Origin of the sequence: Clostridium sp. DSM 17811, from assembly GCF_018861905.1 — a bacterium.
GTDB classification, from domain to species: Bacteria; Bacillota; Clostridia; order Clostridiales; family Clostridiaceae; genus Clostridium_AD; species Clostridium_AD frigoriphilum.
In genome coordinates, this window is sequence record NZ_JAHLDU010000020.1 from 18,173 (window position 1) to 33,062 (window position 14,890).

Consider the following 14,890-nt stretch of genomic DNA (forward strand, 5'->3'; position numbering starts at 1 on the left):
GGTATCTGGTGGAAAATATTAAAATTATGGTTATATTTGGTACGAGGCCTGAGGCCATAAAAATGGCACCTCTAATTAAGGAACTAGAAAAAGTTCCTCAAATAAAATGTAAAGTATGTGTTACCGCACAGCATAGAGAAATATTGGACCAAGTTCTTGAAATCTTTAACATAAAACCTGAGTATGATTTAAACATAATGAAAACAAAACAAAGTTTAACAGGGATAACATGTTCTGTGCTTTCTGGACTTGAGGAAATTTTTGATAAAGAAAAGCCGGATATGGTTTTAGTACATGGAGATACTACTACTACTTTTGCGGCAGCACTTGCAGCGTTTTATAGAAAGATACCAGTAGGACATGTAGAAGCAGGTCTTAGAAGTCATAATAAATATTCACCTTATCCTGAAGAGATTAATAGAAAATTGACTGGTGCCTTAACAGATCTACATTTTGCACCTACAACTATCTCCAGAGAAAATTTATTGCGAGAGGGAATAGACAAAAATAATATTTTTGTTACAGGAAATACAGTTATAGATGCTATGAAGTATACAATAAAAGAAAATTATGTTTTTGAAAATCATGAGTTAAATTTAATTGATTTTAAAAACAAAAAAATTATAATGGTTACGGCGCATAGAAGAGAAAATTGGGGAATTGGAATTGAAAATATATGCAAAGCTTTAAAAATAATTGTTGAAGAAAATCTAGATGTAGAAGTATTGTATCTTGTTCATCCAAATCCAGTAGTTAAAGATGTGGTTTACAGTATTTTAAAGGATGTTTCTAGAATACACCTGCTTAGACCTATAGATACTAGGGAAATCCATAATTTAATGAAAAAATGTTATCTTGTAATGACCGATTCAGGAGGAATCCAAGAAGAAGCACCTCATTTGGGCAAACCAGTTTTAGTGCTTAGAGATGTTACGGAGAGGGTAGAAGCCCTGAGTGCTGGTACAGTAAGGCTAGTTGGAATAGATATAGATAAAATAGTACTCGAAGCTAATAAGTTAATTAGAAATGTAGAAGAGTATAGTAATATGAGTAAATCAATTAACCCTTATGGCGATGGTAATGGTTCGGTTAAGATAGTGGATGCACTGATTAAATATTTTAACAACGTTTCAATTTGAAGTTGCGTGGATAAATTTAAGAATTAAATTCTTAAATTTATCTTTTTTTAATTCTAATAAATAAAGCAGTCTAAAATAACAGCAGTGAAGATTATAAAATTCATAATCATGAGTAACGAGATATTAGGTCTGAGTATATTAACTATCAAGGTATAAGGTATCTAAGAGCCTATATACTTAAAAATATCATTAGGTATATGTATATTCACAAGTATATCGGGTGATAATAACACGAAATGAGAATGCTTAAAAGAAAAAAGTGAAATATTACAAACTATAACTTGCAATTGTTTCTAAGAAACAATATACTTAACTGGTAATATATGAAAATATAAACGTTTTGTAAATGTTTACCCGAATGAAATGTACATACTAAAGTTAATAAAACCCATTGACAGTGGAATGTACAATGTAATATTATGAATGTTAAGAAAGTTCACAATGTTATTAAAATGTAGTTTAATTGAATAATATAGATTTATAATTAGTTATTTAGACGTATTAAACCATAATAAGGAGTTATATAGAGGAATAGTGGTATTTAGATGAAAAAAATCATTAATTTGGCTTTAAAACATAAGATATCAAGAAATTTGGAGTTTTATTTATGAAAATTAGTAGACTATAATTACAATACTGTTAGAAAGTAAGGAGAAGTAAAAGTGAATAGTGATTTTAGGAACATGTTTAAAAAAATTGCTATATATGATTTCTTTATTTCTTTGATTTTTATTACAATAATTTATTTTACAGCTAAATCATATGCATTATTTTTTTTATTAGGGATAATAATAGCACTAATGAATCTTTATGTTAATGGTATTGCAGTAGAGTATTCTCTTGAGAGTAAAAATTTAAAAGGTAAGGGCATTATAGTAATAGGGTCTTTTATAAGAGTTTTATTAGTGAGTGTTATTGGGTTTGCTATTGGCAGACACAATATGTTCAATATAATTGCATATATCTTCGGATATAGTGCGCAGTTCATAGCTTTAGTGTATTACGGAATAAACAACAAGAACAGTGAAAGGAAGTGATTTAATGGATAAAATACCGCCGTTATTTCATATTAAATTCTTTGGGTACAGTATTGGGATTGCAGGAAGCATATTTGTTCAGTGGTGCATGATAGCCTTAATAGCTATATTATGTGCAATCTTTACAAGAAACTTGAAAATAATCCCCGATAAGAAGCAGAATATAATAGAAATGATTATGGACTTTATTAACAATCTTGTCAAAGACAATATGGGAGAAGAATATATGGGGTTTGTACCTTATGTAGCAACAATAGTTGTCTTCCTTAGTATTGTAAATATCTCAGGAATGGTAGGTATTACACCTGCAACATCAGATTATAGTGTGTCGTTGGCATTAGCATTAATAACATTCTTTGTTGTTCAATGGTTTGCTATAAAGAAGATAGGTATAGGGCACTATTTTAAAGGCTATGTTGAGCCATATGCATTTATATTACCTATCAATCTAATGGAAAGAGTAATGTTACCAGTATCATTAAGCTTTCGATTATTTGGAAATATAACTGCAGGGGTTGTGATAATAGATTTGGCATATACAGGCTTAGCTAGTTTAAATGGATTTGCCCAATTTTTAATACCTATACCGTTGCATTTTTATTTTGATTTGTTCGATGGACTTATTCAAATGATTATTTTTGTTATGTTAACTATGATTAACATAAAAGTAATAGCAGAGCATTAAATTTAGTTTTTAAAAATTAAGGAGGAATATATTATGGCTATAGATTCAGCAACAATAATCACAGGAGCATCTGCAATAGGCGCAGGTCTTGCAGCAATAGGATGTATTGGCGGAGGAATAGGAACAGGTAATGCTGCAGCTAAAGCTGTAGAGGGAGTAGCAAGACAACCAGAAGCTAGAGGATCTATAATTAGTACATTAGTAATAGGTGCAGCATTCTCAGAAGCTACAGCTATTTATGCATTCTTAATAGCACTAATTTTAGCATTTAAGTAAAATGGTACATATCAAAATGAAAAATTTTGAAATTAGGCCTAAAGGGGGCTTTAATAGATTATGAATTTGACTATAAATTGGAATACAATTATATTCACTATAATAAATTTTATTGTATTGTTATTTGTCTTAAAGCACTTTTTTAGTAAGCCAGTAAATAAGATAATGGATGATAGAAAAAATGGAATAAATACATCTATTAAAAATGCTAAAGATAATGAACAAAAAGCAGAAATTTCAAGAATAGAAAAAGATAAATTATTACATGAGTCAAAGACAAAAGGAAGAGAAATAGTAGAAGAGTATAAAGTCAAAGCTCAAAACATTTCTCAGGAAATTATTGATGATGCAAAAAAAGAGTCAACTATTTTAATGGAGAGATCAAGAGTTGAAATTGAAAGAGAAAAAGACAAGGCAACAAGTGAAATTCAAAAGCAAGTTATAGATTTATCTTTAATATTATCTGAAAAAGCTCTAGAAAAACATATTGATGAAAAAGAGCATAGAAAATTAATAGAAGATTTTATTGTTAAGGTAGGTAGCTAAAATGTATGAATACTTATATAAAAGATACGCATTAGCACTATATGAAGTTGCAGAGGGAAAAAATAAAGTAGAAGAATATCTAGAGGACTTAAGAGAAATTGTTTCACTTATGGAAAATGATGTTGATTTTCTAAAAGTTATTAAACATCCTAAAGTAGGTACATCTAAAAAAAAGGAACTCTTTACTGAAATTTTCAAAGGTAAAATTGATGATGGATTGTTATCATTTTTGCTTATACTTATAGAAAAAGATAGAATATTGTTCCTTGAAGCAAACCTTAAAGAAATGGAAAAAATACACCTAGAGCGTACAAATACGCTACTGGCAGAAGTTAAGACGGTAATTCCTCTTGTAGAAACTGAAAGGGAGAATCTACGGCTTAAACTAGCAAAGATGTATGATAAAAAGATCATTTTTGATGAAAAATTAGATAAAAAAGTAATTGGTGGAGTATATATAAGAATCGGTGATGATGTTATCGATGGTACAATACAAAGCAAATTAGATGAAATGAAAAAATTAATGTTTAAATAGGAAAAGAGGTGAGTTTATGAATATAAAACCAGAAGAAATAACATCTATAATTAAAAAAGAAATCGAAGGTTATAAAAAAACAATTGAAACTGTTGACTCTGGAACAATAATTCAGATAGGTGATGGAATTGCGAGGGTTTATGGATTAGATGAATGCATGGAAAATGAACTTTTAGAGTTTCCAGGCGGCATATTTGGTATGGCGTTAAATTTAGAACAAGATAATGTAGGCTGTGTGCTTTTAGGACCAGAAGAAGGAATCAAAGAAGGCGATATAGTAAAAAGAACTGGTAGAGTGGTAGAAGTTCCTGTAGGTGAGGCTTTAATAGGAAGAGTTGTTGATGCATTAGGTGTACCAATAGACGGTAAAGGACCAATTAAAACTACAGAGAAGAGACCAGTTGAGGTAATAGCACCTGGAATCATTAAAAGACAATCAGTTAAGGAACCACTTCAAACTGGTATTAAAGCAATAGACTCTATGGTACCAATTGGAAGAGGACAAAGAGAACTTATAATTGGAGATAGACAAACAGGTAAAACTGCTTTAACTACAGATACTATTATTAATCAAAAGGGCAAAGATGTTATATGTATATATGTTGCGATTGGTCAAAAACAATCTACAGTTGCACAAATTGTTAACACTTTATCTGAAGAGGGAGCTATGGATTATACAATAGTTGTAGCTTCTACAGCTTCGCATACAGCACCACTTCAATATCTAGCACCTTATGCTGGATGTACAATGGGTGAATTTTTTATGCATAATGGTAAAAATGTATTAATTGTGTATGATGATTTATCTAAACATGCTGTAGCTTATAGAGCTATGTCATTATTACTTCGTAGACCGCCAGGCAGAGAGGCATATCCTGGAGATATATTTTATATCCATTCAAGATTGCTAGAAAGAGCAGCAAAACTTTCAGATGAATTGGGTGGAGGATCATTAACTGCACTTCCTATAATAGAAACTCTTGCAGGAGATGTTACGGCATATATACCAACTAATGTTATTTCTATAACAGATGGACAAATATTCCTTGAAGCTGAATTGTTCCATTCTGGACAAAGACCAGCAATTAATGCTGGAATATCTGTATCTAGGGTTGGTGGAAATGCTCAAATAAAAGCCATGAAACAAGTTACAGGAACTTTAAGACTTGAACTTGCTCAATATAGAGAACTTGCGGCTTTTGCTCAATTTGGAACGGATCTTGATAAAGATGCTAAAATGAGGCTTGAAAAGGGTAAAAGATTAATGGAGATATTAAGGCAGGATCAATATGCTCCAGTACCGGTAGAAAAACAAGTTATGATTTTCTTTGCTGGATCTGGTAACCATCTTGCGGATATTCCAGTATCTCAAATAACACGATTTGAAAAAGAATTTTTTGAGTTTATGGATACACATCATGCAGAAATTGGTAAAACAATAATTACAAACAAAGTGTTAGATGATAAATTAAAACAACAACTTACTGAGGCGATAGATGAATTTAAAAAAATATTCTCTATTGATGATAAGTAAAAAGAAAAATTAAATTTAAAGATAAGCATTTAATTAAAAAATATAAGGAATCAATTAATATAGCACCTTTAAGCTATAATTAATTTGTCTTGAATATGTATTATTAGAGCTAAATGGCATTGATAATATATAGTCAAGACTAAAGAGAGGTGAAACATGGCAGGTGCAGGGCTTGTTGCAATTAAACGAAGAATGAAATCCATAACAAATACTACAAAAATTACAAAAGCAATGGGATTAGTTTCGACTTCTAAATACCAAAAGATAAGAAAAAACTTGGATACTAATAATAATTATGTAGATAAGCTTGAGGAAGTTATTAAACAAGTTAAAGATAATTACGACGAGGATAGTATCTATATAAAAGGGAATAAAAGTAGTAAGAAAATGTATGTTGTTTTGACTTCGGATACAGGTCTTTGTGGCGGCTTTAATTGGTCAATAGTAAATGAGTTGACAAGTAAACTTAAAGGCAATAAAGAGGAATACGATATAATTATAGTAGGCCATAAAGGAAGAGTTATACTTAAAAAGATTAATATTGAAACTGTGGCTGAATATGTCGATATCTCGGATGTTCCTACTCAAAAAGAAGCCACTACTGTTATTAATCATGCTTTAAACATGTATAATAATGATGAAATAGGTGAGGTTTATATTGTTTATAAAAAACTCGTTTCAGCAATGAAAAATGAAGTTAAAATTGAAAAGTTACTTCCTCTAAATTTTGAGGATGAAGAAAATAGGAATAAAGAGTATGTAAATATTGAAGCAATAGATGAAAACGCATTATGTGAAATAACGACCTTGTTTTTAGGCGCTAAAACACTAAATGCAATGTTACACTCAAAAGCAAGTGAGCATAAATCTAGAATGGAATCCATGGGATCAGCCACTGAAAATGCTAATGACATACTTGATAAACTTAATTTAAAATATAATAGAAGTAGACAATATTCAATTACACAAGAAATTTCAGAAATAGTCGGAGGAGCGGAGGCTCTAAAGTAGAAAGGAGAGAGATTAATGGCAGGACATATAGGCAAAGTCGTTCAAGTAATAGGGCCGGTTATAGATATAAAGTTTGACTCAGACAGTCTTCCTAACATTTATAATAGTATTGAAATTCAGATGGAAGATAGAGTAATTGTAGCTGAGGTTGAACAACATATTGGTGATGATATTGTAAGAACGATAGCTATGGAAGGTACAGAGGGTTTAAGACGAGGACTTGATGCTATTGATACAGAAAGTCCAATATTGGTACCAGTTGGAGATGTGGTTCTTGGAAGGTTATTTAATGTTCTTGGAAAAACTGTGGATGAGATGGGTGAAGTTAAGGTAGATAAATATATGCCTATTCACAGATTAGCCCCAACCTTTGCAGAACAAACTGTTGAACCGGAAATGTTTGAAACAGGAATTAAGGTAATAGATCTTATAGCACCATATCAAAAGGGCGGAAAAATTGGCCTTTTGGGCGGAGCAGGAGTTGGTAAAACAGTTCTTATACAGGAGCTTATGAATAATATTGCAAAAGAACATAATGGTCTTTCAGTATTTACCGGCGTTGGTGAGAGAACAAGAGAAGGAAACGATCTTTATAATGAAATGAAGGAGTCAGGAGTTATTTCTAAAACTGCTTTGGTTTTTGGACAAATGAATGAACCGCCAGGCGCTAGGATGAGAGTTGCGTTAACTGGTCTTACTATGTGCGAAAATTTTAGAGATCAAGGTAAGGATGTACTATTGTTTATAGATAACATTTTTAGATTTACGCAAGCTGGTTCTGAGGTTTCTGCACTACTTGGAAGAATACCAAGTGCTGTTGGTTACCAACCAACACTTGCTACAGAAATGGGACAATTACAAGAGAGAATTACATCTACAAAGCAAGGTTCAATTACATCTGTTCAGGCAGTGTATGTACCAGCAGATGATTTTACAGATCCTGCTCCGGCAACTACATTTACACATCTCGATGCTACTACAGTACTCTCGAGAGGAATAGTTGAACTTGGTATATATCCGGCAGTAGATCCATTAGAATCTACATCAACAATGCTTGATCCTAGAATAGTTGGTAGGGAACATTATGATGTTACAATAGAGGTTAAACATATACTTGAAAGATATAAAGAACTTCAAGATATTATTGCAATACTTGGTATGGATGAATTATCTGAAGAAGATAAATTAGTAGTAACAAGAGCAAGAAAAGTACAAAGATTCTTATCTCAACCATTTACGGTAGCTGAGCAGTTTACTGGAATGAAAGGTAAATTTGTACCAGTAAAAGAAACCGTTAGAGGTTTTAAAGAAATTCTTGAAGGAAAACATGATGAATTACCTGAAGCTGCATTTATGTTTGTTGGTTCTATAGAAGAAGCAGTAGAGAAAGCGAAGACTTTGGCTAATCAATAATGTTTTTTAGATAGCAGTTAGCCATTATGTTACTTATTTTATTTAAGATAACTAGTAAAAATTATTAATTATTCTTTAAGGATATGTACATAGAAAGGTCGGTGTTATTTTATGAAAAATCATATAAAGCTTACTATGATTACTCCTGAGAAGCAGTTTTATAGTGGTGATATTCTGAGCCTTAACACACAGAGTGATGACGGTGTATTTGGTATTCTTGCGAATCATGTTCCTATGATATCTCAATTAAAACCAACAGTTACAACATTTATACAGGTTGATGGGAAAGAGTTAAAAGCTTTTACATCAACAGGTGTCTTAAGAGTTCTTAAGGGTGAAGTAGAAATGTTGTGTAGCGCCTGTGAATGGCCAGAAGATATAGATGTTGAAAGAGCAAACGAGGCTAAAAAAAGAGCAGAAAAAAGACTAGATACTGATGATGAAGTCAGTTTAAAACGAGCTGAAGGTGCTGTTTTAAGGTCAATTATGAGACTTAAGACAAAAGGATAGAAACTAAAGAATGAAGATATTAATTTATCTTCATTTTTTTATGCCCAAAAATAAACTAAACTTGATTTAATAATCTAAGTGAGTAGTATTAAATTATTTTAAGCACATTTTAATTGAAATTTTATATATTAGTAGTATAAAGAAAAGATATATATAAAGTTTGATATAATCTTATATACCCTACCTATATTTTAAATAAAATAGCCCTCTTCACATTTGTGCTGGGGGATAATTTTATTAATAGGACAAAAAAATAAAAACTGCTAGTTGTAGAATAAAAAGATAAATTATTGTCAAGAATTTAATTGTTGCCAGCAATTTAATCAAAGGGTAGGGGGATTAAAATGAGAAAAAAAGGTATAACGCTTTTATGTATAGTATTAAGCATGGCTATTATGCAAATTAATATTAAATTAACTAGTGCACATGAAAATCTTAATTTATTTAATGAAATATTAATCCAAACTAAAAGCAAAACGGTAGAATATGGGTTAAAGACATGCTTCGAAACTCAAGAGGATTCGAAAGAGATTTGTAACTATTTAATTTCAACATTAGATCTTGATAATAAAAAAACAATATTAACTAGAACTGAAAATAAAGATTCCTATAACGTAGATTTTTCAAGTGAGAATGCAAAGGGATATGTAGAGGCTCGGAAATACAAAAATGAGAGTATTATAACTATAAATATAACTAACGTAAGTAATGAAAATGGATTAGCATCTCTTAAAAACAAGGTTAGTGCTAGCATTGGCTGTAGAGGCAAAAATGTTAAGCATTTTCAATACTTAAAGGCAAAAGTTGAAGAGACTAATGAAAATGGTGGATCAAATAATACTAATGTTATTAATCAAAAAATAATAAAAATACTAAAATCTTATGGAACTGAAAATATTGAGACGGTAAATTTAAATAATGGATTAAGTACTATGGCATATACCAGAAAATTTGATGAGAAGGTAATTAATAACAAGTTAATTGATTTTAATTATGCTGTATGTAGTTATTCATCAGGAAAGTACATTATCATAGGTACGCCTGAAATAATTACAACTTATTAAAAATTATCAATAATATGGAGGAAATGAATGGATAGATTGATTATAAAGGGTGGGAAAAAATTAGAGGGTGAAGTGAATATAAGTGCAGCTAAAAATTCGGTCCTTCCTATACTTGCAGCAACTATATTAAATGGTAATAATTGTACTATTGAAAATACTCCGATGCTTGAAGATGTATTTGTAATTTGTGATGTATTAAAATCTCTTAGAGCTGATATTAGTATAGATAAAATTAATAAAAGGGTTAAAATAAATACTGCTAATATATTTGATAATGGAGCTAACGATGAATTGGTAAGGAAGATGAGAGCATCTTTCTTAATAATGGGGCCAATGCTTGGAAGATTCGGAAGTTTTAAGATATCTCTACCTGGCGGATGTAATATTGGAACTAGGCCAATTGACCTTCATTTAAAGGGATTGTCAGCACTAGGTGCAGAAGTGTCGGTAGGTCATGGATATGTGGAAGCAAAAGCAAAAAAATTAATAGGAAGCAACATATATTTAGATTACCCGTCGGTTGGTGCTACGGAAAATATAATGATGGCGGCAACTCTTGCACAGGGTGAAACTATAATAGGAAATGCAGCAGAAGAACCAGAAATTGTTGATTTAGCAATATTTTTAAGGGAAATGGGAGCAAAAATTGATGGAGAAGGAACAGACACTATAAGGATACTAGGCGTAAAAGATTTTAAAGAAGTTGTCCATAAGCCGATATACGACAGGATAGAGGCAGGTACATTTATGATAACTGCTGCAATAACAAAAAGTTTAATTAAAATTAATGGAGTTGACGAAATTCATTCAAAGCCAATAATAGCAAAACTTACAGAAATGGGGGTAGCAATAGAAATTAATAAAAATAGTGTAATAGTAGATGGTAGGCAAAAGTTAAATCCTATAGATCTAAAAACAATGCCATACCCAGGATTTCCCACCGACATGCAAGCACAGATGATGAGTTTATTATGTACAGTAAAAGGGACAAGTATAATCACGGAAACCATTTTTGAAAATAGGTTTATGCATGCTGTAGAGCTTAAGAGAATGGGAGCAAATATAAAAATAGACGGTAGAAGTGCCGTAATTGAAGGTATAGATACATTTACAGGCTCAGAGGTGACAGCTACAGATTTAAGAGCGGGGGCAGCACTAATACTCGCAGGGCTTACAGCAGAGGGCACAACTACAATAAAGGACATATATCATATTGATAGGGGGTATGTGTCGATTGAAAAGAAATTAAGAGGATTAGGAGCAGATATAGAAAGAGTGCATTATGATAAGTAATATAAGTTTTGGTGAACTTTAAATAATAATAAAAAATAAAAAAATATAGCATAAAAACTAAACAATTGGAATATATTAAATAACAATATATTCCGATTTTTTTATAATGTTTTTTAAAAGTGTACAAGTTTTATTATCTAACATAGGCTCAATAGTCCTAAAAAAGTAATAATTTTTACGTTTAATTAATATGTATAAAGTAAAACTTGTTTATAACGAGGGGGAGGAAAAAATGAGAAGGGATTTTAGTGAAATACATTTAAAGAGCATTATTCTATTAATCATTGCGTTTGTTGCATTTGTAGTGATTACGTCTGTGTTAATAGTGGGGGTTGGAAATAATAAATATATAAATATACAGAAAGATAAAAATAAAAGCACTGTAGTTAAATCAGGAGATAATAAAAGCAATATATCTAAATCAGGAGATAATAAAAGTGTTATGAAATATGATTTAATGCCAAAGGTTACTAAGATCAGGGTGTTTATGACAAAAGAAAATACTATAAAAGAACTTAATTTAGAAGATTATGTTACTGGAGTTGTAGCATCAGAAATGCCTGTTGAATTTGAGATAGAAGCTATAAAAGCTCAAGCGGTAGCTGCTAGGACGTATGCTTTAGCCCATGTTACTTTATTAGGTGGAGTGGGATGTAAGAACGGAAAAGGAGCTAATGTATGCGATACAGTTCACTGCCAAGTTTATATGACTAAAGATGAACGTGTAAAACTATGGGGTAGAGTTAAAGGCGAGGAATACTGGAATAAGATTAAGAACGCAGTTGAAGCAACAGCGGGTGAAGTTTTAACATATAATGATAATTTGGTAATGGAGCCATATTATTTTTCTACAAGTAGTGGGGAAACAGAAAATTCTGAGGATGTATTTAGTACGAGTGTACCTTATTTAAGGAGTGTAGCAAGCCCGGGTGAGGAAAAATTAAAAAATAGTAAAAGTAGTAAAACTTTTAATTATAAAGAGTTAAGTCAAATTATAAATAAAAATTACGATAATGCTAGGGTATCCTCTTTTAACATTAGAAACCAAATAACAATAATTGATAGAACCCAGGCTGGAAGTGTTAAGAACATTAAGGTAGGAAGCATAACTATGACAGGAAGTAAATTTAGAACAATGCTCGGTTTAAAATCAGCTAATTTTAAAATGAAATTTAATTCAAGTAGTGTAGAAATGGATTGTAGTGGATATGGTCATGATGTCGGAATGAGTCAATATGGAGCAGAGGTTATGGCCAAAAATGGGAAAAAATATGTTGATATTTTAACTCATTATTATCAAGGCACCTCCATAGCTAAATAAAAACCATATAAATAAGGCTGGTTATCCTATATAGAGGTATAACCGGCCTAAAATTTTGAAAAAAAGTAAAATAATTTAATAAAAATGTATGTTTTATTAAATTATGGACAAAAATACAAATGGAGGTGTTTGTATGAATAAAAACGCAAACAATAAGGCATTAAACTTTTTCAAGAAGGAGGGCTTCTACGTAATTTTATTTGTTTGTTTATGTATAGTAGCTACAGTGGCATCTATAACAGCAAATAATAAAAGTAAAATTGCAAGCAATCAGGAAGCAGTACAAAAGGAACAAGCTAATGCAGGTAATGTAACTGGAGGGAATCAAAAGGAATACGATGGTGCTCTTCAAGTGAAAAAAGAAAATATAGCGAAGACTAAAGAACTTAAACCAGTGCCTAACGTAAAAAGCGTAGCAGCTGCTGCAGTTTCTAGCTCAGTTAATGCTCAATTTGCAAATCCAGTGGCTAATGGGCTACTCGCAAGGGCATATTCAAAAGAAATTGATTCAGTAGTGTTCAAGACTGATGGAAGCTATAGAACAAATTTAGGAGTTGACATTCAAGCTAAAATGGGCGAGCCGGTGGTTGCGGTAATGGATGGAATAGTTAAAGAAGTTGGTACTGATGTTGCAGGTCAAAATGGAAATATGGTTGTAATAGATCATCAAAATGGCCTTGTTACTAAATATACTAGCTTAAGTGAAAAAATATTAGTAAAAAAGGGCGATAAAGTAAATAAAAAACAGCAAATTGGTACAGTGGGAAACTCTAGTTTAAATTCATATAAAGAAGTATATGGTTCTCATTTGCATTTTGAAGTTTCGCAAAATAATACGAATATTGATCCTGCTAAATATATAAAATATGATAAATACCAACCTGCAAAAACAAAATAAAAACCAATGTCCATCTCAATTAGTTGTTTTTCCGAAATATATGGTCAGATGACTAATTGGAATGGAATTTAAAAGCAAGGTATTGCATATTTATTAATATAGAAGGGTTTAGGAGGTAACACTTTGAAAGACTATATTGAAGACAGAGTATTAGAAGTTGCTAAGTATATTATTGAGTCGAAATCCACAATAAGAAGAACCGCCAAGGTGTTTGGAGTTAGCAAGAGTACTATCCACAAGGATATGACGGAGAGATTACCAACATTAAATCCTAAAATTGCTAGTCAGGCAAAAACAATTTTAGATTTAAATAAAGCTGAAAGACATATTAGAGGTGGAGATGCAACTAGGCTTAAATATAAGGCAATTGAAGGATAAAACATTTCAAACTAAAAACTATAAAAAATATTATTGGTAAAAAAGGATATTTTTATGGCTTTATGTAATAGAGTTTAGTATAATTTATATTATCTAATATACTAAAGAGCAGGAGTGAGTTTTGAGATGTTTTTTTTAAAAATGGGCACAGACATGGGAATTGATTTAGGAACAGCAACAGTACTTGTATATATCAAAGGAAAAGGCGTTATTTTAAAAGAACCTTCTGTTGTTGCCATAGATAGAAATAATAATAGGGTACTAGCAGTTGGAGAAGAAGCTAGGCAAATGATAGGAAGAACGCCAGGAAATATTGTGGCAATACGTCCTATGAGGGACGGTGTTATTTCAGATTATGATATAACTGAAAAAATGTTAAAGCACTTTATAAAGAAGGCTTGTGGTAAAAGAAGATTATCTGCCCCAAGGGTTGTGATTTGCGTCCCCTGTGAGTCAACTGAAGTGGAAAGAAGAGCGGTGGAAGATGCAGCTAGAAATGCAGGAGCTAAAAAAGTTCAACTTATAGAAGAACCTTTAGCGGCGGCGATAGGAGCTGGACTCGACATTAGTAAAGCAAGTGGTAATATGGTTATTGATATTGGTGGAGGGACTACTGATATTGCAGTTATTTCTTTAGGAGGCATGGTTGTACGTGAATCTATTAAAGTAGCTGGAGATAGGTTTGATGAAAATATCATAAAATATATTAGGAAAAAGCATAAGTTAATGATTGGAGAGAGAACTGCAGAGGATTTAAAAATCAACATAGGTTGCGCTTATAGACAAGATGAAGAGGAAAGTATGGAGATAAGAGGAAGGGACTTAGTTACAGGTCTTCCGAAAAATCTGGCAGTAACATCTGAGGAAATGAGAGAAGCTTTAAAAGAGGCAGTATCGCAAATAGCGGGATGTGCACATTCAGTGTTAGAAAAAACACCACCTGAGTTATCGGCGGATATAGCTGATAAAGGTATAATTATGACTGGTGGAGGTTCATTGTTAAAGGGACTCGACAAATTAATACAAGAGGTTACTAAAGTTCCGGTATATTTGGCTGAGGATCCGATATCATGTGTAGCACTCGGAACAGGTAAAGTATTGGATTATGTGGATAAGTTAGGTAATTCATTTGGTGGATATAACAATTATTTATCAAAGTAAATTGTGTAAACAAGCTATAAAAATAAGCAATACAATTATTAAAATAATTGTATTGCTTATTTTTATATATTTTGAAAAAAATTAAGACA

General features: G+C 31.5%; 16 protein-coding genes. All 16 read left to right on the forward strand.

Going from position 1 to position 14,890, the window contains the following annotated elements; all coding sequences use genetic code 11:
* Positions 1 to 8 precede the first annotated feature (8 nt).
* The 16 genes from wecB (at position 9) to KPL44_RS19040 (ending at position 14,801) form a co-directional block, all read left to right on the forward strand.
* Positions 9 to 1,139 carry a non-hydrolyzing UDP-N-acetylglucosamine 2-epimerase gene (gene wecB, locus KPL44_RS18965; protein WP_331702799.1) on the forward strand — a complete coding sequence of 377 codons (1,131 nt, stop codon included), beginning with the start codon at positions 9 to 11 and terminating at the stop codon, positions 1,137 to 1,139.
* Between the two features lie 662 nt (positions 1,140 to 1,801).
* Positions 1,802 to 2,176, forward strand: a complete 375-nt coding sequence (locus tag KPL44_RS18970) for an ATP synthase subunit I (RefSeq protein WP_216253301.1) — start codon at positions 1,802 to 1,804, stop codon at positions 2,174 to 2,176.
* Positions 2,177 to 2,180: 4 nt separating this feature from the next.
* A complete protein-coding gene (locus tag KPL44_RS18975) occupies positions 2,181 to 2,861 on the forward strand; it encodes a F0F1 ATP synthase subunit A (protein ID WP_216253302.1) in 681 nt (226 codons plus the stop codon).
* A gap of 33 nt (positions 2,862 to 2,894) precedes the next feature.
* On the forward strand, positions 2,895 to 3,137 hold the full coding sequence (atpE, locus tag KPL44_RS18980) for an ATP synthase F0 subunit C (protein WP_071611079.1): 243 nt from the start codon (positions 2,895 to 2,897) through the stop codon (positions 3,135 to 3,137).
* Between the two features lie 66 nt (positions 3,138 to 3,203).
* The gene (locus tag KPL44_RS18985; protein ID WP_407935029.1) at positions 3,204 to 3,683 is read left to right on the forward strand and encodes a F0F1 ATP synthase subunit B; all 480 of its coding nucleotides are present in this window, start codon (positions 3,204 to 3,206) and stop codon (positions 3,681 to 3,683) included.
* A 1-nt stretch (position 3,684) separates the two neighbouring features.
* The gene (locus KPL44_RS18990) at positions 3,685 to 4,218 is read left to right on the forward strand and encodes a F0F1 ATP synthase subunit delta (protein ID WP_216253304.1); all 534 of its coding nucleotides are present in this window, start codon (positions 3,685 to 3,687) and stop codon (positions 4,216 to 4,218) included.
* Positions 4,219 to 4,234: 16 nt separating this feature from the next.
* Entirely contained in the window at positions 4,235 to 5,752 is a 1,518-nt protein-coding gene (atpA, locus tag KPL44_RS18995; protein ID WP_216253306.1) for a F0F1 ATP synthase subunit alpha, read from the forward strand.
* A gap of 156 nt (positions 5,753 to 5,908) precedes the next feature.
* Entirely contained in the window at positions 5,909 to 6,763 is an 855-nt protein-coding gene (gene atpG / locus KPL44_RS19000; protein WP_216253307.1) for an ATP synthase F1 subunit gamma, read from the forward strand.
* Positions 6,764 to 6,778: 15 nt separating this feature from the next.
* The gene (gene atpD, locus KPL44_RS19005; RefSeq protein ID WP_216253309.1) at positions 6,779 to 8,176 is read left to right on the forward strand and encodes a F0F1 ATP synthase subunit beta; all 1,398 of its coding nucleotides are present in this window, start codon (positions 6,779 to 6,781) and stop codon (positions 8,174 to 8,176) included.
* 111 nt (positions 8,177 to 8,287) lie between these two features.
* Positions 8,288 to 8,686: a F0F1 ATP synthase subunit epsilon gene (locus KPL44_RS19010; RefSeq protein ID WP_216253310.1), complete on the forward strand. Its 399-nt coding sequence runs from the start codon at positions 8,288 to 8,290 to the stop codon at positions 8,684 to 8,686.
* Positions 8,687 to 9,030: 344 nt separating this feature from the next.
* Positions 9,031 to 9,750, forward strand: coding sequence for a YwmB family TATA-box binding protein (locus KPL44_RS19015; protein ID WP_216253312.1), 720 nt, complete (start codon positions 9,031 to 9,033; stop codon positions 9,748 to 9,750).
* A gap of 27 nt (positions 9,751 to 9,777) precedes the next feature.
* On the forward strand, positions 9,778 to 11,043 hold the full coding sequence (murA, locus tag KPL44_RS19020) for a UDP-N-acetylglucosamine 1-carboxyvinyltransferase (protein WP_216253314.1): 1,266 nt from the start codon (positions 9,778 to 9,780) through the stop codon (positions 11,041 to 11,043).
* A gap of 232 nt (positions 11,044 to 11,275) precedes the next feature.
* A complete protein-coding gene (spoIID, locus tag KPL44_RS19025; protein WP_216253316.1) occupies positions 11,276 to 12,364 on the forward strand; it encodes a stage II sporulation protein D in 1,089 nt (362 codons plus the stop codon).
* 133 nt (positions 12,365 to 12,497) lie between these two features.
* Positions 12,498 to 13,262 carry a M23 family metallopeptidase gene (locus KPL44_RS19030; protein ID WP_216253318.1) on the forward strand — a complete coding sequence of 255 codons (765 nt, stop codon included), beginning with the start codon at positions 12,498 to 12,500 and terminating at the stop codon, positions 13,260 to 13,262.
* A gap of 123 nt (positions 13,263 to 13,385) precedes the next feature.
* Complete coding sequence (gene spoIIID / locus KPL44_RS19035; protein WP_216105975.1) at positions 13,386 to 13,640, forward strand: sporulation transcriptional regulator SpoIIID; 255 nt, start codon at positions 13,386 to 13,388, stop codon at positions 13,638 to 13,640.
* Between the two features lie 126 nt (positions 13,641 to 13,766).
* Positions 13,767 to 14,801, forward strand: a complete 1,035-nt coding sequence (locus KPL44_RS19040; protein ID WP_216105976.1) for a rod shape-determining protein — start codon at positions 13,767 to 13,769, stop codon at positions 14,799 to 14,801.
* The last annotated feature ends 89 nt before the right edge of the window (positions 14,802 to 14,890 follow it).

Bases quoted from the DNA above. Each gene is read 5' to 3' on its own strand.
- atpG (WP_216253307.1), top strand. From the start codon at position 5,909: ATGGCAGGTGCAGGGCTTGTTGCAATTAAACGAAGAATGAAATCCATA.
- KPL44_RS19010 (WP_216253310.1), top strand. From the start codon at position 8,288: ATGAAAAATCATATAAAGCTTACTATGATTACTCCTGAGAAGCAGTTT.
- spoIID (WP_216253316.1), top strand. From the start codon at position 11,276: ATGAGAAGGGATTTTAGTGAAATACATTTAAAGAGCATTATTCTATTA.
- atpD (WP_216253309.1), top strand. From the start codon at position 6,779: ATGGCAGGACATATAGGCAAAGTCGTTCAAGTAATAGGGCCGGTTATA.
- KPL44_RS18990 (WP_216253304.1), top strand. From the start codon at position 3,685: ATGTATGAATACTTATATAAAAGATACGCATTAGCACTATATGAAGTT.
- KPL44_RS19030 (WP_216253318.1), top strand. From the start codon at position 12,498: ATGAATAAAAACGCAAACAATAAGGCATTAAACTTTTTCAAGAAGGAG.
- murA (WP_216253314.1), top strand. From the start codon at position 9,778: ATGGATAGATTGATTATAAAGGGTGGGAAAAAATTAGAGGGTGAAGTG.
- atpA (WP_216253306.1), top strand. From the start codon at position 4,235: ATGAATATAAAACCAGAAGAAATAACATCTATAATTAAAAAAGAAATC.
- atpE (WP_071611079.1), top strand. From the start codon at position 2,895: ATGGCTATAGATTCAGCAACAATAATCACAGGAGCATCTGCAATAGGC.
- KPL44_RS19015 (WP_216253312.1), top strand. From the start codon at position 9,031: ATGAGAAAAAAAGGTATAACGCTTTTATGTATAGTATTAAGCATGGCT.
- KPL44_RS18975 (WP_216253302.1), top strand. From the start codon at position 2,181: ATGGATAAAATACCGCCGTTATTTCATATTAAATTCTTTGGGTACAGT.
- KPL44_RS19040 (WP_216105976.1), top strand. From the start codon at position 13,767: ATGTTTTTTTTAAAAATGGGCACAGACATGGGAATTGATTTAGGAACA.